This is a genomic window from Paraoerskovia marina (assembly GCF_900105445.1).
GTDB classification, from domain to species: Bacteria; Actinomycetota; Actinomycetes; order Actinomycetales; family Cellulomonadaceae; genus Paraoerskovia; species Paraoerskovia marina.
Genome location: NZ_LT629776.1, coordinates 2,163,984 through 2,187,939, shown reverse-complemented (window position 1 = coordinate 2,187,939; position 23,956 = coordinate 2,163,984). Strand labels below are relative to the sequence as shown.

The 23,956-nt window shown below is 71.1% G+C and carries 23 protein-coding genes; 16 read left to right on the top strand and 7 right to left on the bottom strand.

Going from position 1 to position 23,956, the window contains the following annotated elements:
- The first annotated feature begins 10 nt into the window (after positions 1-10).
- The 3 genes from BLU20_RS13945 to dapF are packed head-to-tail and all read left to right on the top strand — an operon-like array spanning position 11 to position 2,420.
- Positions 11-550 carry a hypothetical protein gene (locus tag BLU20_RS13945; protein WP_172829059.1) on the top strand — a complete coding sequence of 180 codons (540 nt, stop codon included), beginning with the start codon at positions 11-13 and terminating at the stop codon, positions 548-550.
- Positions 547-1,494 (top strand): tRNA (adenosine(37)-N6)-dimethylallyltransferase MiaA, encoded by a 948-nt coding sequence (miaA, locus tag BLU20_RS09870; protein WP_083372414.1) that lies wholly within the window; start codon positions 547-549, stop codon positions 1,492-1,494. Before BLU20_RS13945 ends, miaA begins: the two co-directional genes overlap by 4 nt.
- Entirely contained in the window at positions 1,491-2,420 is a 930-nt protein-coding gene (dapF, locus tag BLU20_RS09865) for a diaminopimelate epimerase (RefSeq protein ID WP_083372413.1), read from the top strand. Before miaA ends, dapF begins: the two co-directional genes overlap by 4 nt.
- Positions 2,421-2,422: 2 nt before the next feature.
- Here the strand turns inward: dapF and BLU20_RS09860 are convergent, their stop codons facing one another.
- Positions 2,423-3,058 carry a class I SAM-dependent methyltransferase gene (locus tag BLU20_RS09860; protein ID WP_029252613.1) on the bottom strand — a complete coding sequence of 212 codons (636 nt, stop codon included), beginning with the start codon at positions 3,056-3,058 and terminating at the stop codon, positions 2,423-2,425.
- A 116-nt stretch (positions 3,059-3,174) separates the two neighbouring features.
- On the opposite strand from BLU20_RS09860, the gene hflX reads away from it, so the two are divergent.
- From hflX to BLU20_RS09845, 3 genes are all read left to right on the top strand, one after another.
- Positions 3,175-4,710 (top strand): GTPase HflX, encoded by a 1,536-nt coding sequence (hflX, locus tag BLU20_RS09855; RefSeq protein ID WP_083373015.1) that lies wholly within the window; start codon positions 3,175-3,177, stop codon positions 4,708-4,710.
- A 64-nt stretch (positions 4,711-4,774) separates the two neighbouring features.
- Positions 4,775-6,808, top strand: a complete 2,034-nt coding sequence (locus BLU20_RS09850; protein ID WP_083372412.1) for an ATP-dependent DNA helicase — start codon at positions 4,775-4,777, stop codon at positions 6,806-6,808.
- 31 nt (positions 6,809-6,839) lie between these two features.
- Complete coding sequence (locus tag BLU20_RS09845) at positions 6,840-7,805, top strand: L-lactate dehydrogenase (RefSeq protein ID WP_083372411.1); 966 nt, start codon at positions 6,840-6,842, stop codon at positions 7,803-7,805.
- 31 nt (positions 7,806-7,836) lie between these two features.
- Here the strand turns inward: BLU20_RS09845 and lexA are convergent, their stop codons facing one another.
- Positions 7,837-8,574, bottom strand: coding sequence for a transcriptional repressor LexA (lexA, locus tag BLU20_RS09840; RefSeq protein WP_231959181.1), 738 nt, complete (start codon positions 8,572-8,574; stop codon positions 7,837-7,839).
- 203 nt (positions 8,575-8,777) lie between these two features.
- Between lexA and BLU20_RS09835 the strand changes: the two genes are divergently transcribed.
- The 3 genes from BLU20_RS09835 (at position 8,778) to BLU20_RS09825 (ending at position 10,016) form a co-directional block, all read left to right on the top strand.
- A complete protein-coding gene (locus BLU20_RS09835; RefSeq protein ID WP_172829058.1) occupies positions 8,778-9,131 on the top strand; it encodes a LysM peptidoglycan-binding domain-containing protein in 354 nt (117 codons plus the stop codon).
- 135 nt (positions 9,132-9,266) lie between these two features.
- Positions 9,267-9,746 (top strand): transcriptional regulator NrdR, encoded by a 480-nt coding sequence (nrdR, locus tag BLU20_RS09830; protein WP_029252619.1) that lies wholly within the window; start codon positions 9,267-9,269, stop codon positions 9,744-9,746.
- Between the two features lie 75 nt (positions 9,747-9,821).
- Positions 9,822-10,016 (top strand): DUF5302 domain-containing protein, encoded by a 195-nt coding sequence (locus BLU20_RS09825; protein WP_029252620.1) that lies wholly within the window; start codon positions 9,822-9,824, stop codon positions 10,014-10,016.
- An 86-nt stretch (positions 10,017-10,102) separates the two neighbouring features.
- Here the strand turns inward: BLU20_RS09825 and serA are convergent, their stop codons facing one another.
- Together serA and BLU20_RS09815 are read right to left on the bottom strand one after the other, a co-directional pair.
- Positions 10,103-11,302: a phosphoglycerate dehydrogenase gene (gene serA / locus BLU20_RS09820; protein ID WP_083372409.1), complete on the bottom strand. Its 1,200-nt coding sequence runs from the start codon at positions 11,300-11,302 to the stop codon at positions 10,103-10,105.
- A 64-nt stretch (positions 11,303-11,366) separates the two neighbouring features.
- A complete protein-coding gene (locus tag BLU20_RS09815; protein ID WP_407946458.1) occupies positions 11,367-13,610 on the bottom strand; it encodes a HelD family protein in 2,244 nt (747 codons plus the stop codon).
- A 110-nt stretch (positions 13,611-13,720) separates the two neighbouring features.
- Between BLU20_RS09815 and BLU20_RS09810 the strand changes: the two genes are divergently transcribed.
- The 5 genes from BLU20_RS09810 (at position 13,721) to BLU20_RS09790 (ending at position 18,482) form a co-directional block, all read left to right on the top strand.
- Positions 13,721-15,010 carry a PP2C family protein-serine/threonine phosphatase gene (locus BLU20_RS09810; protein ID WP_083372407.1) on the top strand — a complete coding sequence of 430 codons (1,290 nt, stop codon included), beginning with the start codon at positions 13,721-13,723 and terminating at the stop codon, positions 15,008-15,010.
- On the top strand, positions 15,007-16,596 hold the full coding sequence (locus tag BLU20_RS09805) for a sensor histidine kinase (RefSeq protein WP_083373013.1): 1,590 nt from the start codon (positions 15,007-15,009) through the stop codon (positions 16,594-16,596). The genes BLU20_RS09810 and BLU20_RS09805 overlap by 4 nt, the downstream gene beginning before the upstream one ends.
- A 55-nt stretch (positions 16,597-16,651) precedes the next feature.
- Entirely contained in the window at positions 16,652-17,089 is a 438-nt protein-coding gene (locus BLU20_RS09800) for a response regulator (protein ID WP_029252625.1), read from the top strand.
- A 92-nt stretch (positions 17,090-17,181) separates the two neighbouring features.
- Complete coding sequence (locus BLU20_RS09795; RefSeq protein WP_083372406.1) at positions 17,182-18,117, top strand: PAC2 family protein; 936 nt, start codon at positions 17,182-17,184, stop codon at positions 18,115-18,117.
- A gap of 161 nt (positions 18,118-18,278) precedes the next feature.
- Positions 18,279-18,482: a cold-shock protein gene (locus tag BLU20_RS09790; RefSeq protein WP_029252627.1), complete on the top strand. Its 204-nt coding sequence runs from the start codon at positions 18,279-18,281 to the stop codon at positions 18,480-18,482.
- A 51-nt stretch (positions 18,483-18,533) separates the two neighbouring features.
- Here BLU20_RS09790 and BLU20_RS09785 read toward each other — a convergent pair whose 3' ends face one another.
- Positions 18,534-19,346 carry a spermidine synthase gene (locus BLU20_RS09785; protein ID WP_083372405.1) on the bottom strand — a complete coding sequence of 271 codons (813 nt, stop codon included), beginning with the start codon at positions 19,344-19,346 and terminating at the stop codon, positions 18,534-18,536.
- A gap of 127 nt (positions 19,347-19,473) precedes the next feature.
- On the opposite strand from BLU20_RS09785, the gene BLU20_RS09780 reads away from it, so the two are divergent.
- Both BLU20_RS09780 and BLU20_RS09775 read left to right on the top strand, forming a co-directional pair.
- On the top strand, positions 19,474-19,914 hold the full coding sequence (locus BLU20_RS09780) for an SAV_6107 family HEPN domain-containing protein (protein WP_231959180.1): 441 nt from the start codon (positions 19,474-19,476) through the stop codon (positions 19,912-19,914).
- A 163-nt stretch (positions 19,915-20,077) separates the two neighbouring features.
- Positions 20,078-20,476 (top strand): DUF3040 domain-containing protein, encoded by a 399-nt coding sequence (locus BLU20_RS09775; protein ID WP_083372403.1) that lies wholly within the window; start codon positions 20,078-20,080, stop codon positions 20,474-20,476.
- Here the strand turns inward: BLU20_RS09775 and BLU20_RS09770 are convergent.
- On the bottom strand, positions 20,427-22,667 hold the full coding sequence (locus tag BLU20_RS09770) for a transglutaminase family protein (protein ID WP_083372402.1): 2,241 nt from the start codon (positions 22,665-22,667) through the stop codon (positions 20,427-20,429). The genes BLU20_RS09775 and BLU20_RS09770 overlap by 50 nt on opposite strands.
- Positions 22,664-23,950, bottom strand: coding sequence for a DUF58 domain-containing protein (locus BLU20_RS09765; RefSeq protein WP_083372401.1), 1,287 nt, complete (start codon positions 23,948-23,950; stop codon positions 22,664-22,666). The genes BLU20_RS09770 and BLU20_RS09765 overlap by 4 nt, the downstream gene beginning before the upstream one ends.
- Positions 23,951-23,956: the final 6 nt, after the last annotated feature.

Genomic DNA, 23,956 nt, shown 5'->3' with positions numbered 1-23,956 from the left:
CGTTGCGCACGTGCCCGTGACCGCCGTGAGTCTGCCCGCCTCCGCCCTGATGCTGCCCGGGGCGGCCGGGCGCGCGGATCCCGTCGCGCACCTGCGCGCGACCGCGGTCGCCGCGCTGCTCGACGCCGTGGGACCGGCCGGTCGCTGCCTGGTCGTCGCACGAGGGAGTGCGACGCGGTTCGCCGATCTTCTCCCGGACCTCGGGCAGGCAGGTGGCCCCTGGGCCGAGGTGTCGACCGCCCGGTCGGCAGAGACGAGGGCCGTGCCGACCTCGGACGCCCGGGCAGGACTGCAGGCGTCCGTGCTGCTCACGCTGCTCGACACCGTGGCGCCCGAACTGCCTCGACGCGTGCTCGAGATCGCCGACGACGCCACGGGCGACGAGCTGTCCGCCGTTCTGGTACGCGGCGACGTCGTCCTCGTGGGGGACGACGCCGGTCGCGGCGTGGTCCGGGCGTGCGCCGGTCGGGCCCTCGGACCGGGCCGCCGGGTCGCGTCGGTCCGCGTGGGCGACGAGCAGCTGACCGTCGAGGTCTGGGGGGCGGCATGATCATCGCCGTCGTCGGACCGACCGCGACGGGCAAGTCCGACCTCGCGCTGGACCTCGCCGAGTCCCTCGCGCCCGCGGAGATCGTCAACGCGGATGCGTACCAGACGTATCGACGCATGGACATCGGCACAGCCAAGGTGCCGCCGGAGGAGCGGCGCGGCGTCCCCCACCATCTCGTCGACGTCCTGGATCCCGATCAGGAGTCCACGGTCGCCGAGTATCAGCGGGACGCGCGCGCGGCGCTCGCGGACATCGCCGCACGGGGCGCGCAACCGGTCGTCGTCGGGGGCTCCGGGCTCTACGTCCGGGCACTTCTCGACCACATGGAGTTCCCGGGCACCGACCCGGTCGTCCGCGCTCACCTCGAGGCCCGGGCGGTGGCTGAGGGCCCGGGCGTGCTGCACGCCGAGCTCGCGCTCCGCGACCCGGAGGCCGCGGAACGCATCGACCCGCGCAACGCGCGACGGGTCGTCCGGGCGCTCGAGGTCGTCGAGGTCACGGGTGAGAGGTTCACGGCCTTTCTCCCGCGGCAGGAGTACGTGTCGCCCGCCGTCCAGATCGGACTGGACTGCGACCGCACCGTGCTCGACGCGCGCGTGGACGCCCGCGTCGAGGCGATGTGGGGTCGGGGTCTGGTCGACGAGGTCCGTCGGATCGCCCCTGCGCTCGGTCGGACGGCGGCTCGTGCGGTCGGCTATGCGGAGGTGCTGGCGATGGACGCCGGAGAGCTCACCCCTGACGAGGCCCGTGCGGCGATCGCGGCGAACACGCGGCGTCTTGCGCGCAAGCAGATGGGATGGTTCGGGCGAGACCCGCGGGTGAACTGGCTCGACGCGCAGTCACCGACCCTGCTCGCGGAAGCGCTGGCGGTCGTCGAGTCCGCCCGCCGCGGGCCCGGACCGGATCCCGGGCCCGCACCGGTACGCCGTAGCCTGGGTGCATGAGCACCGCGCCGCGCCCCACGCTGATTCCCTTCGTCAAGGGGCACGGCACCCGCAACGACTTCGTCCTCGTCGACGACCGTGCGGGCACGCTGGAGCTCGACGCCCAGGACGTGCGACGTCTCACGGACCGTCGTTCCGGGGTCGGGGCCGACGGCGTCATCCGACTGGCACCGAGCTCCACGCTGCCCGAGGGGCGCGAGGTGCTCGTGGCCGAGCCGTCCGCCGAGTGGTTCATGGACTACCGGAACGGAGACGGCACGATCGCCGAGATGTGCGGCAACGGCGTGCGGGTGTTCGCCGCCTTCGCGGAGTCGCTCGGCCTTGCCGACTGTGCGCGCGCGCCGTTCGTCGTCGCGACCCGCGACGGCGTGAAGCGGGTGACGCGGGACATCGACGGCTGGTACTGCGTGGACATGGGGGCATGGCGCTTCCCTGGTGGGCAGGGTGCGGTGACGGACGGGTTCGACGCTCGCGTCCAGGCCGCGGGCTGGACGACGGGGAGGCCCGCCCTCTCCGTCGACCTGGGCAACCCGCACACCGTCGTCGCGATCTCCGACGAGTCCGAGCTCACGGGACTCGACCTCTCGGCCGCACCGCTCGTCGTCCCCGTCCCGGAGACCGGGACGAACGTCGAGCTCGTGGTGCCCCTCGGTGAGCACCGGCGCGACGACGGAGCGGTCGCCGGACGCGTCCGCATGCGGGTGCACGAGCGCGGTGTCGGCGAGACGCAGTCCTGCGGGACGGGAGCCTGTGCCGCGGCGCTCGCCGTCCGGGCGTGGGCGGGCGCCGGGGCGCCCGACGTGTGGTTCGTCGACGTGCCGGGCGGGACCGTTCGCGTGCGGGTCCTGGCCTCGGGCCACGTGGAGCTGGCCGGGCCGGCCGACCTCGTGTTCGCCGGGACGATCGAGCTCTCCGGCCGCCCCTGACGCTACGACGCGCGTGTCACGTGCAGGACCCGAAAGCCCTTGGCGCTCGCGAGCTTCGACGTCGTCAGCCCGGGCAGCGAGTCGTTCATCCACCGCATCAGCGAGTCCGCGCCGAGGTTGCGCTGCACGACCAGGTGCGCGTCGCCGTCGGGGGCGAGCCGGCCGAGCCAGAGCGTCAGCAGCGCGTGGAGCTCCGCCTTGCCCACCCGGATCGGCGGGTTCGACCAGATGCCGTCGAAGACGACGTCGTCCGGCACCTCCTCGGGCGCGACGGCCCGGACGTTGCCCAGACCCAGGCGCTGAGCGTTGCGCCGCGTCAGGTCCAACGACCGCTCGTTGACGTCCACGGCCCAGACCACCGACTCGGGAGCCTGGGTGGCCATCGTCAGGGCGACGGGGCCCCAGCCGCACCCCACGTCGAGGTACTGCCGCGCGGAGCCGTCGGGCCGCGGCGACGCGTCGAGCCCGGGAACCGACCGCAGCAGCACCTGCGTGCCGAGGTCGAGACGCCCGGGGGAGAAGATGCCCGACGCAACCTCGACGGTGACGTCCTCGCCCGCGAGACGCACGTCGATCGTCCGACGCTCCGCGTCCGACGCGGGGCGGGCGGTGAAATAATGCTCAGCAGGGTCGTCCACGGTCGTCGATCCTACGTGCTGACGAAAATCCGCTCGCGCGGGGAATCGCGGACGTGTCACGCTTGTTCTCCCTCGACCGGGCGACCGCGGTCGCCGGCCCCTCCAGAAAGGCGCACATGCCCCAGACACCGTCCGACAACACCCCGAACGACCTCGACGACCGCGACGCCGTCGTCGGGCTCCCGGAGCGTGACGTCGCCGACGAGGTCGTGGCACGCGTGCTCGCCCGGGCGGGAACCGCGAGGGCCGAGGGCGGCACCGTCCACTCTGCCCACGACGGCGACCAGCTGGACCTCGCGGAGCGCGCCGCGCTCCGACGGGTCGCGGGGCTCTCCACAGAGCTTCAGGACGTCACCGAGGTCGAGTACCGCCAGCTTCGTCTGGAGAAGGTCGTCCTCGTCGGCCTGTGGGGATCCGACGGCGTGACCGCGGACGACGCCGAGGTCTCCCTGCGTGAGCTCTCGGCGCTCGCGGAGACGGCCGGCTCGGAGGTTCTCGACGGCCTGCTGCAGCGACGGCAGAAGCCCGACCCCGGGACGTATCTCGGGTCCGGGAAGGCCGCGGAGCTGGCCGGGATCGTCGCCGCCTGCGGGGCCGACACCGTTGTCGTCGACGCGGAGCTCGCACCGTCGCAGCGGCGGTCGCTGGAGGACGTCGTCAAGGTCAAGGTCATCGACCGGACCGCGCTGATCCTCGACATCTTCGCCCAGCACGCCAAGTCCAGGGAGGGCAAGGCGCAGGTCGAGCTCGCTCAGATGGAGTACATGCTGCCGCGCCTGCGTGGCTGGGGTGAGTCGATGTCCCGCCAGGCGGGCGGACAGGTCGGTGGCGCGGGCGCCGGGATGGGTTCGCGCGGTCCCGGGGAGACGAAGATCGAGCTCGACCGGCGACGCATCCGCACCCGGATGGCCAAGCTGCGTCGGGAGATTGCCGCGATGGCGCCCTCGCGGGCCACCAAACGCGGGTCCAGACGTCGAGGACACATCCCGTCGGTCGCGATCGTCGGCTACACGAACGCCGGGAAGTCCTCCTTGCTCAACGCCCTGACCGGTGCGGGGGTGCTGGTGGAGAACGCGCTCTTCGCGACGCTCGACCCGACGATCCGTCGGGCGCAGACCGAGGACGGGCGCGTCTACACGCTCGCCGACACGGTGGGCTTCGTCAGGAACCTGCCGCACCAGCTCGTCGAGGCCTTCCGGTCGACGCTCGAGGAGGCGGGGGAGGCGGACCTCATGCTGCACGTGGTCGACGCGTCCCACCCCGACCCCGAGGGGCAGATCGCGGCGGTGCGCACCGTGCTTGCCGACGTCCCAGGCGCCGACCGGGTGCCGGAGGTCGTCGTGCTCAACAAGGCTGACGTCGCCGACCCCGAGACCGTGGCCCGGGTCAGGCTGCACGAGCGTCGGACGATCGTGGTCTCGGCCCACAGCGGCGAGGGGATCGACAACCTGCTCGAGCTGATCGCCCGAGAGCTGCCGCGCCCGGCCGTCGAGATCGACGCCGTCGTCCCGTACGACCGCGGCGACCTCGTTCACCGCATCCACGAAGAGGGCGAGATCGACGAGGAGGAACACCTCGGTACGGGAACACGCATCCGCGGCCGTGTCGACGCAGACCTCGCCGCGCAGATCGCGTCCGTGGCCGTGCGCTGACGAGTTCCCCACAGATGGCCCTCCCGGGGATCCTCGGAAGGCTCGCTACCCCTAGGATCGTCGGATGACCAGCGCGGGAGTGGACGAGGCCGACCGTACGGCCGCCGGGACCACGGTCGCGCCCGTGCGTGACCTTCTCGCGACGGCCGTCGCAGCGCTCGGCGGGACCGAACGCGCCGGGCAGACCCGCATGGCCGAGGCGGTCGGCGGTGCGATCGACTCGGGAACGCACCTTCTCGTACAGGCGGGGACCGGCACGGGTAAGTCGCTCGGGTACCTCGTGCCCGCGGTTCGACATGCCGTCGTCGACGACGAGAAGGTCGTCGTCTCGACCGCGACGCTCGCGCTGCAGCGTCAGGTCGTCACCCGTGACCTCCCGCTCGTCGCCGACGCTCTCGCGGGCGAGCTGCCGCGGCGCCCGGACATCGCCCTGCTCAAGGGGTGGAACAACTACGTCTGTGCCCACAAGGTGGACGGTGGGTACCCCGACGACGAGCCGGCGCTCTTCGACCTGCCCGGGGCCGAGAGGGCGGGCGGCGCGGAGCATCCTGCACCCGCCGACGGCGCGGACGCGAGCCTGGGCGCGCAGGTGCTGCGGGCCCGGGAGTGGGCGGCGGCGACGACCACGGGGGACCGCGACGACCTCGTGCCCGGTGTCTCGGACAAGGCGTGGCGCCAGGTCTCCGTCTCGACGATGGAGTGCCTGGGCGCCAAGTGCCCCCTGATCGACGACTGCTTCCCCGAGGCCGCGCGGCAACGCGCGAGGGAGGCCGACGTCGTCGTGACGAATCACGCGATGCTGGGCATCGAGGCATCGGGACTCACCCAGATCCTCCCTCCGCACGACGTTCTCGTGGTCGACGAGGCGCACGAGCTGACGGAGCGCGTGACCGCCGCGGCGACCGTCGAGCTGTCCGCCCCGTCCGCCGAGCACGCCGCACGGCTCGCCCGTCGCCACGGTGGGGTCACGACCGACGACCTCGACTCCGCCGCGGCGCTGCTCGGGACGATGCTCGAGGAGCTCCCGCCCGAACGCTTTCCGGCCGGCCTCCCGGACGAGGTCCGCGTGGTGGTCGGTGCGGTCCGGGACGCGGCACGCGGGCTCGTGTCGGCCCTGAAGCCCGAGTCCGGGTCGACGCCCGACCCCGGTCTCAAGCTGGCTCAGGCGTCGGTCCTCGCGCTGCACGACGTCGCCGAGCGGATGGCCGCCGACCCGACCGGGCACGACGTCCTCTGGTGCACGCAGCCGGACGCGTCGTACGGCGGCCCGTCGTCCCCGCGTCTGCACGCAGCCCCGCTCGCGGTGAACGGTCTGATCCGCGAGCACCTCCTCGCCGAGCGGACCGGGGTGCTCACCTCCGCGACACTGGCGCTCGGCGGGAGCTTCGAGCCTGTCGCCCGCTCCCTCGGGCTCGACCCCGAGGAGACGCCGTGGACCGGTGAGGACGTCGGCAGTCCGTTCGACTACGGGCGCCAGGGCATCCTGTACATCGCCCGCAACCTGCCCGCGCCCGGGCGGGACGCGTCGACGGAGCACCAGCTCGACGAGATCGCGGACCTCATGACGGCCGCCGGGGGACGAACCCTGGGGCTCTTCTCCTCGCGCCGGGCCGCGACCGTCGCCGCCGACGCGATGCGCGAGCGTCTCGACATCCCGATCCTGTGCCAGGGCGACGATCAACTCCCGACGCTGGTCCGCCAGTTCGCCGACGACGACGCGACGTCGCTCTTCGGAACTCTCTCGCTCTGGCAGGGAGTCGACGTCCCGGGGCCTGCGTGCAGACTCGTGCTCATCGACCGCATTCCGTTCCCCCGTCCGGACGACCCGGTGCGGTCGGCCCGCGCCCGCGCGGTGGAGGAGGCCGGCGGGAACGGGTTCATGCAGGTCTCGGCAGCGCATGCGGCGCTCCTCCTGGCACAGGGCTCCGGTCGGCTGGTCCGCTCGATCGACGACCGCGGCGTCGTCGCGGTCCTCGACCCCCGGCTCGCGACGGCCCGCTACGGACAGTTCCTCCTGCGATCCATGCCGCCCTTCTGGCGCACCCACGACCGCTCCACGGTCATCGGTGCCCTCGAACGCCTCGACGCCCTAGGCTAGACACTTCGGATCCGATCCCTGGGAGGGCGCAGTGCAGTCACGGACGACGAAGCTGGCGATCGTCGGCGCGGGAGCCGTCGGTTCCACGATGGCGTATGCGGCGCTGATGCGCGGCGCAGCACGGACGGTGGCCCTCTACGACCTGAATGCCGCAAAGGTCGAGGCCGAGGTGCTCGACCTGCAGCACGGGCTCGAGTTCATGCCCCAGGCGACCGTCCAGGGGTCGGACGACATCTCGGTCTGCGCAGGCGCCGACGTGGTCGTGATCACCGCGGGGGCCAAGCAGCGGCCCGGTCAGTCGCGGCTCGACCTCGCCGACGCGACCATCGGCGTCGTGCGTGCTGTCCTCCCGCCGCTCCTGGAGGTGGCACCCGACGCGATCTACCTTCTCGTGACGAACCCCGTCGACGTCGTGACCTACGCGGCGCTGCAGATCTCCGGACTGCCCCCGCGCCAGGTCTTCGGGTCAGGCACCGTGCTCGACTCCTCCCGGCTTCGGCAGTCCGTGGCCCAGCAGTGCGGGGTGGCCGTGCAGAACGTGCACGCGTACATCGCCGGCGAGCATGGCGACTCGGAGATCCCGCTCTGGTCGAGCGCCACCATCGGTGGCGTACCGCTGCTGGACTGGCAGGGTCTGCCGGGCCGAGGGTCTCTCACGGCCGCCGACCGGGAGGCTATCGCGCGCGACGTCGTGCAGTCTGCTTATCGCGTGATCGCGGGCAAGGGTGCGACGAACTACGCGATCGGGCTCGCGGGTTCCCGCATCGTCGAGGCCATCCTCGGGGACGAGCACCGCGTGCTCCCGGTCTCGACCCTCATCCAGGGCAACGAGGACCTCGACGGCATCTGCCTCTCTGTCCCGGCACTCGTCGACCGACGCGGCTGCGACGTACGGATCGACGTCCCCCTCAACGACGAAGAGCGTGCAGGGCTTCGGCGTTCGGCGGAGGCGATGCGCGAGACTCTGCAGAAGGTCGGCCTGCGCAACCCCGCCTGAAGCGCTCGGACGGTGTGGCGCAGAGCACGGCTCAGAGGCTGCGGAGGACGGAGACGATCCGTCCGAGAACCTGAGCGTCGTCACCGGGGATGGGCTCGTACGCGTCGTTGCGCGGCACGAGCCAGACGTGCCCGTCTGTCCGCCGGAACGTCTTGACGGTCGCCTCACCGTCGATCATCGCGGCGACGATCTCGCCGTTCTCCGCCACCGGCTGGCGGCGGACCACGACCCAGTCGCCGTCGCAGATCGCCGCGTCGACCATCGAGTCTCCGACGACCTTCAGCAGGAACAGCTCTCCGTCGCCGGTGATCTGCCGCGGGAGCGGGAAGACGTCCTCGACAACCTGGTCCGCGAGGATCGGACCGCCGGCCGCGATCCGCCCCACGACGGGGACGTAGGAGGGTCGGGGGGTCGCATCCGTCGACTCGGGCCCGGAACTCTCGGCCCGGTCGAGAAGTGGGATCGGCGTCGTCGGTGCCTGCTCGAGGGGGGCACCGGCCTCCTGCGGCATCCGCACGACCTCCATCGCACGCGGACGGTTCGGGTCACGCCGGAGGTATCCCTTGCGCTCCAACGTCATCAGCTGGTGCTTCACGCTGGAGGGACTCGTCAGGCCCACGGCCTCGCCGATCTCGCGCATGCTCGGTGGGTAGCCCCGCGAGTCGACCGAGGCCTGGACGGTCTCGAGGACGAGTCTCTGGCGCTCTGACAGCGGCTGCCGCGCCGTCAGGGGATGCACCTCGGCGAGGGGGACGTCTGAACCGGGCACTCGCTCCACTGTTCTCTCCGCTCCGTCGAGGTCGCCGCCACAAGGCGATGTCTCAGAGTAGGTCAGAACGCCCCTTCTTTCAAACACGTGTTCGATCCTGCCGTGTGCGGCGCTCCCCGGTGTGCTATACATCGTACAGATGTTCGACGAACAGGTGTTCGATCAGCCGGGGAAGCTGCTCGAGCTCCGTGAGAGGAGAATCGATGACCACGCTCACTCTGGCCCCCGCGGGGCACAGGCACACCGCAGGATCTCTGTCCTCGCTCCGCCTGACCCGCCGCGGGCGCGTCGTTCTCGCAGTCCTCGCGGCGACGGTCGGGTTCGTCGTCAGCCTCTTGGGCGCGCGGGCGGTCGTCGCCGATGCGCCGGCGGCGCCTGTCGAGGTGCGCGAGGTCGTCGTCGAGCCGGGGGACACGCTCTGGTCGTACGCGAGCGAGATGACCGTCGTGGGCGCCGACGTCAGGGACGTCCTGGCGGACATCGTCGAGCTGAACGGTCTGCAGACCTCGACGCTCGAGATCGGTCAAACGGTGCTGCTCCCCGTCACCTCCGAGTAGACGGTTCGGACGCCTGGGGTCACGCGGGCCGACCCGAGGCGTGCGCGGTGTGGCTTCTTGCGGTGCTGGTACCTTTCGCCGTATTTTCGGGCGCCGGAGCTGTTTCGCTTCGGTACGTTTCGTGCAAGGAGCCCTATGCACTGCCCGTTCTGCCGCAATCCCGACTCGCGTGTCGTGGATTCGCGAACGTCGGAGGACGGGTCGTCGATCCGTCGCCGTCGTCAGTGCCCGGCCTGCCAGCGGCGATTCTCGACGTCGGAGACCGCCAGCCTGTCCGTGGTGAAGAGGTCGGGGGTGACCGAGACCTTCAGCCGGGACAAGATCGTCGGCGGCGTGCGCAAGGCCTGCCAGGGGCGCCCGGTCGACGAGGACGATCTGGCCCTGCTCGCCCAACAGGTCGAGGAGGCGATCCGGAGTGCCGGCACCGCGGAGATCGACGCGGGAGACGTCGGTCTCGCGATCCTCGGTCCGCTCCGCGATCTCGACGAGGTGGCGTATCTGCGCTTCGCCAGCGTCTACCGCGGGTTCGAGTCCCTCGACGACTTCGAGGCGGCCATCCGCTCACTGCGTGAGGATCATGCCGAGCAGGCTGACGCGGACTCGTCGACGCAATAGTCTCGCGCTCGCCGTCGTGGCGGTGCAGGCTAGGGGCATTGTCGGGTACCGACCCGCGACGAAGGAGGATCGACGATGACTTCAGACTCGAAGGAGGGCGCCCCCGGGGCGCCGTCGGACGAAGCACGCGCCAAGTTCCGCGAGGCACTCGAGCGGAAGCAGGCATCCCGTCACCGGACGGCCGAGGGCGACCGGAACACCGGTGCGGTCCATGGCTCCGAGACCGCCGGGCCGATGCAGCAGCGGACCTTCCGGCGCAAGTCCGGCTAGGACGCCGAGCCCCGTGCACACGCCGATGGCCGCAGACTCTCGAGAGTCTGCGGCCATCGGCGCGTCAGGGGAGGGCGAGGAGCGGGTCAGTCCATCACGCGGAGACGGACGGTCTGGTCCATCCCTCGCAGAGCGTCGACCATGACGGGGGAGACGTCGGCACCGATGTCGGTGACCACGTAGCCCAGGCCGCCGCGCGTGGCGAGCAGCTGCCCCTCGATGTTCGTGTCGTGGGCCGAGAGTGTGGAGTTGACCGCGGCGAGCACACCCGGGGTGTTCCGGTGCAGGTGCGCCACGCGCCGGACTCCCGTGGTCTTCTCCAGCGCGAGGTTCGGAAGGTTGACGCTGAGCGTCGTCGAGCCGGTGCTGAGGTAGTCGCGCAGCTTGTTGGCGACGAAGTTCCCGATCGCCTCCTGCGCCTCTTCTGTCGACCCGCCGGTGTGCGGCGTGAGGATGACGTTGCTCAGACCGCGGAGCGGGGACTCGAACGTGTCGCCGCGCTTCTTCGGTTCCGTCGGGAACACGTCGATCGCCGCGCCGGAGATGTGGCCGGACTGGATGCGGTCGCGCAGTGCCTCGACGTCGACGACGAAGCCGCGGGACAGGTTGAGCAGGATCGCGCCGCGCTTCATCCGGTCGAGCTCACGCGTGCCGAAGAAGCCCGCGTTTCCCGGGCGGCCGTCGACGTGGAGCGTGACGACGTCGGCGGTCTGGAGGAGCTCGTCCAGCGACGACATGCGGCGGGCGTTGCCGAGGGCGAGCTTCTCGGCGGTGTCGTAGAACACGACGGACATGCCGAGGTTCTCGGCGAGGACGGAGAGCTGCGTGCCGATGTTTCCGTACCCGATGATGCCGAGCGTCCGGCCGCGGACCTCGTGCGCGCCGACCGCAGACTTGTTCCAGACCCCGTCGTGCATCGACTTGTCGAACTCGCTCTGGCGCCGGGTCAGCGAGATGATGTCCGCGATCGCGATCTCGACGACGGAGCGCGTGTTCGAGAACGGCGCGTTGAAGACGGCGACTCCGCGGTCGGCGGCGGCCTCGAGGTCGATCTGGTTGGTCCCGATGCAGAAGGCACCGACGGCGATCAGGTCCGGGGCGTTCGCCACGACCCGCGCGGTCACGTGCGTCTTCGACCGGATCCCGAGGATCTGAACCCCCTGGAGGGCCTCGATGAGCTCGTCCTCGTCCATCGCGCCGCCGTGGTTGATCACCTCGATGCCCGCAGCGGTCAGGATCTCGGTGGCGTCGGGGTGAAGGTTCTCAAGAAGGAGGGCTCGCAGCACCTGCCCATGGTGCGCCGCGACCCGAGAGATCTGCCGAGTCGTCTTGACACTCGGGACAGATGTATCAGGACGAGGGTTCTATGCCTGGCGGCAGCACGTCGGCATGGATCACCACAAGGCGTTGCGTCGGCCGCGTCAGGGCGACATAGAGGTCGGAGTCGCCGCTGCGACGTGCCGTGATCGTCGCCGGCTCCACGACCACGACGGCGTCGAACTCGAGCCCCTTGGCCGCCTCGGGGGTCAGCAGGACGATCTGCGGGTCGGTGCCCGCGCGCGCTGCCGTCACGGCCGCAGAAGGGTCCAGGTCGTCGAGGGCCAGCTCGATCCGGGTGAGGGTCTCGGCCGTCGCGATCACCGCGACGCGGCCGGTGCCGTCGTCCTCGAGGAACGTCTGCGCGGCGTCCTCGAGCCGCCGGACGGCGACGGTCACGGTCTCGTCCGGCGTCCCGACCTGCACGGTCTCGAGCGCGCCGTCGACGTCACGTGCCGAGGTCAGGGCGGAGACCGGGAGCCCGGCGGCCCGGGCCACCCGCTGGGCGGCGTCCGCGACGGAACGCGGGGTCCGGTAGTTGACCGTGAGCTCCTTGACCCGGACCGAGCGCCCGAGAGGAGGCTCGAGCGCCGCTCGCCAGTCCCGGGTCCCGGCGGGCGAGGACGTCTGGGCGACGTCCCCGACCACGGTGAACGAGCGTGTCGGGCAGCGTCGGGCGAGCATGCGCCAGGCCATCGCGGAGAGCTCCTGGGCCTCGTCCACGACGACGTGCCCGTATGTCCACGACCGGTCCTGGGCCGCCCGTTCGGCGGTCGTCAGGTGTGATCCGCCGGCGCTGAACCGGTCGGCGACCGTCTCCGCGTCGACGATGCCGTCACCGGCGCCGGTCGAGCGCAGCATCTCGCGGGCGTACTCGACCCGTGCTGCGCGTTCGGCGTCCTCGACGCGGCGGGCATCGCGCGCGACCTGGTCGTCCACTCCGAGGAGTTCGGCCGCCTCGTCGAGCAGCGGGACGTCGGCGTCGCTCCACGCGCTGCCGCGGGGCCGCAGCAGCGCTCGACGCTCCGACTCACGCAGCTCGGGCGCAAGCTCTTCGAGGCGTCCAGGCTTCGCGTAGAGGTCCTCGAGGAGCCACTCCGGGCTCATGGGGAGCCATGCCAGGTTCAGCGCCACCCGGATGTCGTGCGAGTGCCGCAGGTCGTCGAGGAGGATCGACCGGTCGTCGCCCTCGATCCTTTCGCCGAGCTGGTCCGAGACCTGGTCGGCGAGGCGCTGGAGCATCTCGCGGACGAAGGTCCGACGCGCCTCGTTGTGAGGCTTCTGGGTGCGCCGTGCGCGGGCGATCGCGTCGCGGACGTCCCGACGCCTTACGACGACGTCGTGCCCCTCCACACGGACGGCCTGGTCGTGCGCCGGTACGCGTTCGCGCCGGCGGACGGCGCGGCGGACGACCCGCGCCATGATCGCCAGGCCCTTGACGCGCGTGGCCTCGGCGGAGTCCGACCCCGTCGCCCGGACACCGGGCAGGAGGTCGCCGACGGTGGTCGAGACGACGCCCGTCTCGCCGAGCGACGGCAGCACCTGGTCGATGTACCGCAGGAACGACGAGCTCGGACCGACCAGGAGCACGCCCGAGCGCTCGAGCGTCCGCCGATGCGCGTAGAGCAGGTAGGCGGCGCGGTGGAGCGCCACGGCGGTCTTCCCGGTCCCTGGGCCACCCTGGACGACGAGGACTCCGTCGAGCCCAGACCTGATGATCGCGTCCTGCTCGGCCTGGATCGTCGCGACGATGTCGCCCATCTGGCTCGTCCTGCCCGTGGACAGGGCGGCGAGGAGCGCGCCCTCGCCCGAGAGGGTCGACTCGTCCGCCGGGGCGTCGAGGTCGAGGAGCTCGTCCTCGACCCCGGTCACGGTCCGTCGCCGTGTGACCAGGTGGCGCCTGCGGGCGACGCCGTCCGGATGTGCGGAGGTCGCACGGTAGAACGCCTGCGCGGCCGGAGCCCGCCAGTCCGTCAGGACGGAGGCATGCTGGTCGTCGGTCAGGCCCAACCTGCCGACGTAGATCGTGCTGTCCGTCTGCAGGTCGAGCCGGCCGAACACGAGCCGGTCCTCGACCGCCTCGAGCTGGGCGAGTCGGTCCTCGTAGAGCGTCGCGAACGAGTCGCGCTCGCTCCGGTTCTGCGGAGAACCCGACGGGCCGGCACGGCGGACGTCGGCGAGGCGTGCGCGAGCCTGTGCCCGGAGGGCGTCGAGGCGCGCATACCTGTCGTCGACGACCCGCTGTTCACGTCTGAGTTCGTCTTGCCGCGTGGCCACGTGATCTCCCGTCTCCTGGCAGCCGTCCATTATGCCTGACGCGACCCGCACCGGGGCTTCCCCGCGGCTAGGATCGTGGCCGGGAATCCGGAACGGCACGAGAGGCACACGTGGTCATCGACACAACGGGCGAGGGATCCGGCGGGAGTGCGCTCGTCGGGGCCGAGGACGAGCTCGTCGTCCTGCTCGTCGAGGACGACGACGGCGATGCGTTCCTCGTCACCGAGCACCTCGCGGACGCCGCGCTGACGGTCGTCGTCAGGCGTGCGACGACCCTCGACGACGCGATCTCGACACTCGGCGACCGCGCCGTCGACTGCGTCCTGCTCGACCTCGGACTCCCGGACGCGGTCGGGCTGGACGCCGTCACGAGGCTCCGGGCACTCCCGTGCGCGCCGGCACTCGTCGTCCTGACGGGCCTGTCCGGTACGGACGAGGGGGTCCGCGCCGTCGCGGCGGGCGCCGACGACTATCTCGTCAAGGGGGAGGTCGAGCCTGACCTCCTCGGGCGCTCCGTCCGGTATGCCGTGCAGCGCCGTCGGTCCGAGGCCCAGCAGCGTGCGATCTACCGCAGCCAGATCCGTGAGGCGGAGACGATGCGGCTCGAGCGTGCGCTGCTGCCGACCCCGCTGGTCGACGACGACGACCTCGCGGTGCTCGTGGGATACATCCCCGGGGGCAACGGGCTCCTCGGCGGTGACTTCTACGATGCGGTCGAGCTGGGGGACGGGCGGGTCGTCTGCCTGATCGGCGACGTGGCGGGCCACGGACCGGACGAGGCCGCGCTCGGTGCGACCCTGCGGACGGCCTGGCGCACGCTGGTCGTCAGCGGTACGGCGCCGGCCGACGTGATCGGTCACGTCGAGCACATCCTGACGCTCGAGCGCGATCGTCCCGAGATCTTCTCCACGCTGTGCCAGGTGGTCGTCGCACCCGACAGGCGATCGGCCGATCTCTACCTCGCCGGGCACCTCGCACCTCTGCTCATCTCCGAGGGCAGGATCGCTCCCGTGCCGTCGACGGCACGCGGACGGGCGATGGGGGTGCCGTCAACAGGTGGCTGGCAGGCGCTGACGATCCCTCTGGCGGCACCGTGGAGCCTGCTCCTGTACACGGACGGGCTGGTCGAGGCGACCCTCGCGGGAGTGGAGGTCCAGGGCCTGGACGGCCCACGCCCGCGCCGGGCGCGGCTGGGTCTGGACGGCCTGGCGTCGACGGTCGAGCGCGTGCTTGCCGACGGACAGTCGAACGTCGTCGAACGAACCCTCCGGGCCGTTCGTGACGTCCACGGCGGTCCGCTCGACGACGACGCCGCGGCCCTCCTGGTCGGATGGGCCGGCCCGGGCGAGGCCGGCGAGCGTGCGTCGACGACGGCCGAGGACGCGGGGTGGGGGAGATGAGCTCGAGGCGGACGTTGCGGCGGTGGTTGCGACGGATCTTCGTCGTCGCGGGCGTGCTGCTCGCGGTCGTCGTCTCGGTGGCCGGCTACGCGCTCGCCGAGGTCGTCGAGAGGCAGGACCTCGTGACGGAGGGCTACTACGACGCGCTGCACGAGGCGGAGAACCTCAACCTCGCGCTCGTCGACACGGAGGTCGCGGTGCGCAGCTTCGAGCGGACCGGAAACACCGTGTCCTTGGAGACCCTCGAGAACGGCGTGCTCGCCGGGGGTGCCCCCGACCCCGAGAGCGGGGCGATCGCCGCGCTGGCGGAGGACGAGCCGGCGATCGAGGCCGCGTGGGCGCGCGCCGCGGCCGCCGTCGACGTCTGGTTCGTCGGCTACGTCGAGCCGGCCGTCGCGTCGGAGCAGGCCGGAATGCCCGTCGACACCGTCTCGGACGGGCTGTACCGAGACGCTCGGACGGCGACCGACGAGCTGATCGAGGTCCTGGAGTCCGAGCGGGCCGCGAACCTCGCCGTCCTGGACCGGTGGACGGCCACGCTCTTCGGCGCGGTCGTGCTTCTCGCCCTCTGCGCGATCCTCGTCTCGGCGTGGTTGTGGAGCATGGTCGAGCGTCGTGTCACCAGACCCGTCGCGGACCTCGCGGCCCAGGTCCGGCACGCCGCGACGGACTCGCCCGAGACTCCGATCCAGATGGAAGGCTCGGGCGAGGTCGTGGGGCTTGCCCGTGACGTCGAGCTGATGCGACGCACCCTTGTCTCGCGGACGGCCGAGGTCGAGGTCTCGCACGCCGAGGTGGCCGCGTCGCACACCCTGCTCGAGCAGCAGGCGGCAGCGCTGGAGCGGTCCAACCGAGACCTCGAGCAGTTCGCCTACGTCGCCTCCCACGACCTGCAGGAGCCGCTGCGGAAGGTCGCGAGCTTTACGCAGCTCTTGAAGAAGCGGTACGGCGGTCAGCTCGACGAACGTGCCGACCAGTACATCGACTTCGCGGTCGACGGTGCCAAGCGGATGCAGCGCCTGATCCAGGACCTGCTCGGGTTCTCCCGGGTGGGGCGGACCCCGGCCCCGCGGACCGACGTCGACCTCGCCCACCTTCTCGACCAGGTCACGAGCGAGATGTCGGAGCGGATCGAGGAGTCCGGCGCGACGGTCTCGGCCGACGCGCTTCCGACGGTCCGTGGGCAGGAGGTCCTGCTCCGCCAGCTCCTCGTCAACGTGGTGGGCAACGCGATCAAGTTCCGTGATCCCGACCGGGCGCCCGAGATCACGCTCGCCGCACAGGACCTTGGTTCTGCGTGGGAGATCACCTGCACGGACAACGGCATCGGCATCGACCCGCAGTACGCGGACCGGGTGTTCGTGATCTTCCAGCGTCTGCACGCCAAAGAGGTCTACGAGGGGACCGGCATCGGACTGGCGATGTGCAAGAGGATCGTCGAGTTCCACGGCGGCGACATCAGTGTCGAACCGGCCGGGACGGGAGGGACGACGGTCCGGTGGACCCTCGCCCACGAGCCTGAGCCCGAACCGGTGCCCCACACGGCGGACGTCGACGACGACGGGAGAGCGGCGACCGTCGGATAGGCTCAGCCCCGGTCGGTCGCCCGTGGCGGGCGGCTCAGGCGAGGAAAGGGTGTGTATGACGGAGAACCGCGGTATCGACGTCCTTCTGGTCGAGGACGATCCCGGTGACGTCCTCATGACGCGAGAGGCGTTCGAGGACCACAAGCTCACCAACCGCCTGTCCGTCGTCTCCGACGGTGTCAGCGCGATGAGCTTCCTCCGCAAGGAGGGAGAGTTCGCCGACGCGCCCACGCCCGATCTCGTCCTGCTGGACCTCAACCTGCCACGGATGGACGGCCGCGAGGTCCTCGCCGAGCTCAAGGCCGACGACCGCCTGCGTCACATCCCCGTCGTCGTGCTGACGACCTCCGAGGCCGAGGAGGACGTCCTGCGGTCCTACTCGCTCCACGCCAACGCCTACGTCACCAAGCCGGTCGACTTCGACCGGTTCATCGACGTCGTGCGTCAGATCGACGACTTCTTCGTCACGGTGGTCCGCCTCCCCGGGCACTGACCGCCCCGCCTGGAAGAAAACAGGCGATCTGCGTGTTCCTGGTAGCACATGGCCGTGCCCTGACGGGCCAGATCTGATCTTGAGGTGACCCGGTGCTTGATCCACGCGACATCTATACGGTCGACGAGGAAGCCGTCGACCGGCTGTTCGACGGCGCCGCGGGTTCCCCCGGTCCCGGTGCGGGCCCCGTCCTCGTCTACGCGCTCCGCGGCTACGTCGACGCAGGAAGCACCGGCACGTTGGTGCTCGACCACCTGCTCGACGAGTTCGAGTCGACGACGATCGCCACGTTCGACGCCGACCAGCTGATCGACTACCGGTCCAAGCGGACCTCGATCACCTTCGACACCGACCACTGGTCCGACTACGTCGAGCCTGTGATCCGGCTCGAGCACCTGCGTGACGCGGAGGGGACCGGGTTCCTGGTGATGCGCGGGCCCGAGCCCGACCTCCAGTGGGAGCGGTTCGTCGCCGCGACGACCCAGCTCGTCGACCGGCTCGGCGTCTCGCTCGCCGTCACGGTGCACGGCATCCCGATGGGGATCCCGCACACGCGACCCCTCACGACGACGACGCACGCGACGCGACGCGAGCTGCTCGGCGAGGCCCGTAGCTGGTTCGGGCGGGTCGACGTACCCGCCAGTGCGGCGGCGCTGCTCGAGCTGCGGCTCGGGGAGGCGGGACACGACGCGGTCGGCTTCGCCGTCCACGTCCCGCACTACCTGTCGCAGTCGCCCTACCCGCCGGCTGCGGTCGCGGCCATCGACCACGTCGAGCGGGTGACCGGTCTCGACCTGCGCGTGTCGAGCCTCGACAGCGCGGTGCTCGAGACCGCCGACGAGGTCGAGCGGCAGGTCGCGGAGTCGGACGAGGTGGCTGCGGTCGTGCGGGCCCTCGAGGAGCAGTACGACGCGTTCTCGCGCTCCGTGGGCGAGTCGAGCCTTCTGGCGCAGGACGCGCCTTTGCCGACCGCTGACGAGATCGGCGACGAGTTCGAGCGGTTTCTTGCCCAGCAGCGGGACGACTGACCCCCGTCGTCCCGGTGTTTTTTCCCTAGGCATGGCGCGGTGTGCGATTCTCGTGCCAGACTGGGGTCGGCGGCACGCTTCTGACGAAGGACGCCGTTCCACCGGATCGGCGTAGGGCCGACTAACAAATTCCCTTCGGGGAAGAAGGACTGAGGATCAGCATGGTGCAGGGTTCCGTGAAGTGGTTCAACGGCGAAAAGGGCTTCGGCTTCATCGCTCAGGACGGCGGCGGTGACGACGTGTTCGTTCACTACTCCGCAATCGAGACGCAGGGTTACCGCACCCTCGAAGAGGCCCAGCGGGTCGAGTTCGAGGTGACGCAGGGCCCCAAGGGTCCGCAGGCAGAGCAGGTTCGCCCGCTCTGATCTCACTCTCCACGACGGGCCGTCCTCTGACGAGGGCGGCCCGTCGTCGTGTCACGGGCCGGGGTCGTCGTGTCGAGGCGCGGCGGTCCCGCGCAGGGCCTCGAGTCCCGGGCCGGTCACGAGGTGTGCGGGGACCGGCTGGGTGCGGAGTGCGCGCCCGAGCGCCGCGTCGTCGAACGTGTGCACCCGCGACGCCGCGACGACGAAGTTCCCGTAGCGGCGTCGCTTGAACAGGGCGGGCTCCGCGACGACGGCGACGTGCTCGTCGGACAGGCCCGCGGCCCGGAGCGTCGCGAGCTCGGACGCGAGTCCGGCGAGCGGAGGGCGGTCTGCGCAGTTGACCAGGTAGATGCCGTCGTCCCTGAGCACGCGGAGGACGTCGTCGGTCGCCTCCACGGTCGTCAGGTGCGGGGGAGTCGTCGCCCCGTCGAAGACGTCGCGGACGACGAGATCCGCGCTCCCGTCACGCAGCGTGGCCACGGCTGCACGCGCATCGCCGGCCCGGAGCCGCAGCCGTGGGGACCGGGGCAGGTCGAACCATTCCCGGACCCGCTCCAAAAGGACGGCGTCGACATCGACGCCGAGCTGCCGGGAGCCGCGGCGGGTGTGGTCGATGTAGCGGGGCAGGGCGCACCCCGCCGCGCCCAGGTGAACCGCCTCGAGGGGGCCGTCGAGCAGGTCGACGAGCGCTGCCATCTGCTGCATGTACTCGAAGGCGAGGAAGCCCGGGTCATCAAGGTCGACGTAGGAGCTGGGCGCGTCGTTGACGACGACGGTGAAGGCACGGGGGCGGTCGGGGTCCCGCTCGAGACGGGCCGTTCCCGTCGTCGTCGGGACGGCTCCCTCGGGGAATGTCGGTGCCAAGGTGGATGCTTGACTTCGTCGACGGGAAGATCCGTTGGTGCGAGAGCGGTGGGCCACCTGCACACCGTATCGGTTGCCGGTTCACGGTCTCTGACCGGCGAATCCCAGGCGGGAAGGGTGCACGATGATGAGTCAGCCGACGTCGCGGTCGGTTCAGCCCGCGAATCTCGGGTCTCGCGGTCTGGTCCGCGCGGACGCGGAGCTGGTCTGCGCGCGCCGAGCCACGGATCCGGCCGAGAAGTTCCTGCACGCGCATCTCGCGGCGATCCGAGCCGCGTCGGCGGTACTGGAGGCACGGGGCAGGCCCTCGCCGCGGACGGGAGCACGGACCGTGTGGGAGATGTTGGCGCGTGTCGCGCCGGACCTCGGCCGCTGGTCGATCTACTTCGCGTCAGGAGCGAAGATCCGGGCAGCGCTCGACGCAGGTCGCTTCGACGTCGTCGACCGTGCTCGCGCGGACGAGCTGGTGGTCTGTGCCGAGGACTTTCGCGACGAGGTGGCGCTTCTCCTCGATCCTCGAGCAGAGTTCGTCCGATATCCGCTGCACCTGGTGGTGCCCGGCGCCTGAGCCGAGGGATATGTCCGAGAGCTGCTCGGAGGTGGACGAGATCGCTGCGCAGGGTCCGGCGTCGGTGTGCACGTCCGAACTGCTCTTGAGTTCGACTACCCCCTGGGGGGAACTCGAACTATCCTGGGTACCTATCGTCGACGTCGTGTAACCGGAGGTTCCGATGCCCCTTTCTGAGTATGAGCAGCGGGTGCTGGATCAAATGGAGCGTGCGCTGACTTCCGACGACCCCCGACTCGCGACGACGATGAGGTCGAGCGGTCCGCGGTCTGGCCTGCGGTGGGTGATCGCCGGCGTCGCTGTGGTCGTCGGCCTCCTCCTCCTGGTCGTCGGAGTCTCGAGCGAGCCGCTCATCGGCATCCTGGGCTTTGCCATCATGTTCGCCGGTGTGCTCTACGCGTTCACCGCCCCACGCAAGTCCGAGGCGGGACCTGCTGGGGTCGTCGACGAGGACGGCAAGGTCACGTCCCGACCGCAGACCGCGAACGTGACGACGGAGAAGCGCAGCTTCTTCAGCCGACTCGAAGACCGTTGGGATCGTCGGCGCGGCGAGGGTCGCTGATTCCACGATCCACCGCGGCGGTCAGGCGGTCGACCCGCTCCGACACGTCCGCCACCGTGGCCGGATTTCCGGCCGACGCGTCGTCTCGCGGTGCGTAGCGTTCGCGCTCGACGACGGTCGAGACGACGGTGAGGTCGTCCGCGACCGCTGCACGTGAGTCGGCGCCCACCCCGAGCTGGTCGAGGTAGGCGTCGACCGCGCCCGGAAGACCGTGGGGGGTCGTCGACGGCGACCACACGAATCCCCGTAGCTCGAGCTGCCGGCGCAGCCGCTCCCACTCCGAGTCGAGCGTCTGTACCTTCTCGTCAGTTCCTTGTCGTCCACGGGCGAGAAACAGGAGAAGGGCGAACCCGGCGGCGACGAGGAGGAACCCGGCACCGACGCGACGCGGCATGGTCGACGTGGTCGTGGTCGCCACGGTGGTGGTGGTCGTGACCTCTCGGTCGTCGGTTCGCGGCGCCGAGGTGGACTCGTCGGAGGTCGTCGGGGTCGGTTCGGACTCGGTCTCGACCACCGGCGCCGATCCGGTGCGGTCGAGCAGGGGATCAGCGTAACCAGGGGTGGGTCCGGTCTGGGTGGCGGGTGTCGGCTCGAAGCGCACCCAGCCCGTCCCGGGGAAGTACAGCTCGGGCCAGGCGTGTGACTTCTCGCCCGTCACCACATAGGTGTTCCCGCTCGTTCGGTCACCGGCCAGGAATCCGACACCCAGGCGCGCGGGGATGCCCAAGGTTCGAGCCATCACCGTCATGGACGTGGCGAACTGGACGCAGTAGCCGTTCCTGTCCTGCAGGAAGTCCCATACCGCGTCCCCCGTGACGGCGTCGGCCACGTCCGTCGTGTAGGTGAAGTTCTCCGAGTCCCGGAACCAGGTCTGCAGCGCCATCGCCTGGTCGTAGGGGTCGTCGGCCGATCCCGTCACGTTCCGTGCGAGCTCGGTGATGTCGGCGTGGTGGGCGCTCTCCGGCACGTCCAGGTATCTGTTGTCCACGGCCAGGGGACCGTTCGAGCCACGCAGGGTCTCGGGGCTCAGCACCCGCGGATCGGTCGTGACCGCGTACGACATCCCCTCGCGGGACGACGTTGTGGCGCGGATCTCGTCCTGCGTGGCCGCGTAGCGCCACTCGCCGTCGACGTCAACGGAACGAGGCTCCACGGGAATCGGGAGCAAGGAGTCTCGATAGCTGTCGAGGGTGATCGAGACGCTCGCCGGTTCTTCGGTCGCACCCACGCGCTCGGGCCACAGCTGCTCCTCCGCCGTGAACAGGTCGCCCGAGGACGAGTCGCTGCGCAGCCAGCGCACGCCGTCGAAGGCCGACGCGGTGTACACGCGGAGCGGTCCGAGACTGCGTGCGTTCTCGCCGGAGTAGGTGAGCACGACCTGGTCGGAGCGCTCGTCGAGGTTCCGGCGCATGTCGAGGTCGTCCGAGAGGCGGACGGCGCTGCCCTGGGAGGCGAACGCGTCCGACCAGGAGCGTGGAGCGAGCGGACCCACGCCGCTTGCGATCCCGCCGAGCACGAGCGCGCCGGCCGTCACGGCGGCCGTCGTCGCCAACGTCGTCGTCGACTGCACCGTCTGGGCAGCACCGTCCTGAGGCGTCGCGTGCGGGTCGATCGCGAGGAGCGCGAGCAACGGGGCGATCGTAAGCGCCACGGGGGCCGCGCCGATGTCTCCGTCGATCACGAGCGCGGGAATCCAGAGGGCGAGGAGCGGCAGCACCGTCATGGCCGGGAGCCGGAGTCCGACCGCGAGCAGGTCGGCGACGAGGAAGCAGGCGACCGCACCGAGGACGGCCACCAGCTCGACGGGGGTCGTCGGTACGACCGGCGCCACCTCGCTGTTGACGGTCTCCGCCGCGGCGCGGAGCTGGTCGGCCAGCCGGCCAAAGTTCCCGAGGCCCACGACCGGGTCGAATCCCTGTGCACGGCCGCCGTAGGTACCGAGGACCAGCCACAGCGCGACGAGCCCGCCCACGACGCTGGGCAGGAGGGGCCAGCGGAGTGCCTGTCGTGGCGCCTGTCGGGAGAGGAGCGCGCGAGTCAGAACCACGGCCGCGGCAGACAGCAAGGTGATGCGGGTGGCGGATCCCGTCCACGCTCCAGGCTCGATGATCGAACCCAGTGCGTGCACCGAGGCGAGTGTCGCGATCACGACCAGGACGGTCGCGACGACCTGACCGGCGGGGCCCCTCATCGCGCTGCCTCCATGATCTGGTCCCACATCTGGGTCACCGTGGCGTGGCGTGGTGCGGCGATCGCGATCCAGCCGGCGCGCCGGAGCGCGTCCGCGGTGCTCTCTGCGTCGACGAGATCGTCCGGGTTCCGGTCGGGCGCGACGACGACGGCGTGGTGGGTCCCGGGGGTGGCCAGCCCCGCCACCGCTCGCCGTGCCTGGCCCGACAGCGGCGCGAGCACCGCGAAGACAAGCTCGCCCGGGTCGTGCGACGCGCGAAGCCTCGCCACCGTCGCCGCGATCGACGCGTCACGCTCGGCGGTCCCGGAGTGCCCGACGAGGTCGACGGTCGAGTCGACGATACGGTCCCGGCCCTCCGAGGAGCGCGCCGTGACGTACTCGTCCGTTCGTCGAGGCCGCGGTGCCGTGACGACGAACCGTGTGCGCTGGCCTCCGGCGAGGGTCGCGACTGCGCCGGAGACCGCGAGCTCGAGCGACCACTCGCCGCTCGCAGGCCTCCGTCCGGTGTCGCCGGACCCGAGGAGCCCCCGGTCGAAGAGGACGGTGGCCGGAGCGGTCGCCGACGACTCGTCCGCCCGGACGATGAGTCGACCGCGCCGCGCCGCGCTCGACCAGTGGACCCGGCGCGGGTCGTCGCCGACGACGTAGTCGCGGACCATCGTGTCGTCGGGGGACGGCGCGCGGACACCGACGGACGACGTCCGGGAGTTCTCGAACGCGCGGTCCGGCTGCACGGGCAGCTCGTGGACCCGGGGGCGGACCGCGACGGTCAGCGTCGCGCCGAGCGACTGGCGGGTGCGGACAAGTCCGAACACGTCTGTCTGGGTGACCCTGAGCGGCCCGAGCGGCCACCGTCCGCGGAGCGGGGGACGGAGCGGGTAGGAGACGTCGAGGTGCTGGGGGGAGGTCCTCACTCGCGCGTCGAGAGCACGACCACGGGTGAGCTCGGTGGCCGCCTGTTCGGTGAGCCGCAGTCGCGCGAGCCTGGCACGGGAGAGCGCTGACGTGCCCGCAGAGACACGGAGGTGCGCGATCGTCGGCCGGTCGCGGGTGGTCGGCGCGGGCTCGACACGACGATGCACGTGGACGGCCGCGGAGCCGCGGTCGAGGCGACTCACGGACGCGACGACGACGGCGACGAGGCATGCGAGCACCGCGCTGCTCCCCAGCGCCACGAGGTCGGAGAGGTCCAGGACGACTCCCGTCGCGACGAGGAGCAGTCCACCGATCACCAGCCCGACGCCGCGCGACGTGAGACGGACACGACGTGAGTGACGTCCCACGGCGCC

What these genes read in the sequence shown, in the direction of transcription:
- BLU20_RS09770 (WP_083372402.1), bottom strand. Translation starts at nt 22,667, where the DNA reads ATGAGGGGCCCCGCCGGTCAGGTCGTCGCGACCGTCCTGGTCGTGATC.
- BLU20_RS09800 (WP_029252625.1), top strand. Translation starts at nt 16,652, where the DNA reads ATGACGGAGAACCGCGGTATCGACGTCCTTCTGGTCGAGGACGATCCC.
- BLU20_RS09790 (WP_029252627.1), top strand. Translation starts at nt 18,279, where the DNA reads ATGGTGCAGGGTTCCGTGAAGTGGTTCAACGGCGAAAAGGGCTTCGGC.
- BLU20_RS09835 (WP_172829058.1), top strand. Translation starts at nt 8,778, where the DNA reads ATGACCACGCTCACTCTGGCCCCCGCGGGGCACAGGCACACCGCAGGA.
- nrdR (WP_029252619.1), top strand. Translation starts at nt 9,267, where the DNA reads ATGCACTGCCCGTTCTGCCGCAATCCCGACTCGCGTGTCGTGGATTCG.
- miaA (WP_083372414.1), top strand. Translation starts at nt 547, where the DNA reads ATGATCATCGCCGTCGTCGGACCGACCGCGACGGGCAAGTCCGACCTC.
- hflX (WP_083373015.1), top strand. Translation starts at nt 3,175, where the DNA reads ATGCCCCAGACACCGTCCGACAACACCCCGAACGACCTCGACGACCGC.
- BLU20_RS09805 (WP_083373013.1), top strand. Translation starts at nt 15,007, where the DNA reads ATGAGCTCGAGGCGGACGTTGCGGCGGTGGTTGCGACGGATCTTCGTC.
- BLU20_RS09775 (WP_083372403.1), top strand. Translation starts at nt 20,078, where the DNA reads ATGCCCCTTTCTGAGTATGAGCAGCGGGTGCTGGATCAAATGGAGCGT.
- BLU20_RS09825 (WP_029252620.1), top strand. Translation starts at nt 9,822, where the DNA reads ATGACTTCAGACTCGAAGGAGGGCGCCCCCGGGGCGCCGTCGGACGAA.
- BLU20_RS09780 (WP_231959180.1), top strand. Translation starts at nt 19,474, where the DNA reads ATGAGTCAGCCGACGTCGCGGTCGGTTCAGCCCGCGAATCTCGGGTCT.
- BLU20_RS09850 (WP_083372412.1), top strand. Translation starts at nt 4,775, where the DNA reads ATGACCAGCGCGGGAGTGGACGAGGCCGACCGTACGGCCGCCGGGACC.
- dapF (WP_083372413.1), top strand. Translation starts at nt 1,491, where the DNA reads ATGAGCACCGCGCCGCGCCCCACGCTGATTCCCTTCGTCAAGGGGCAC.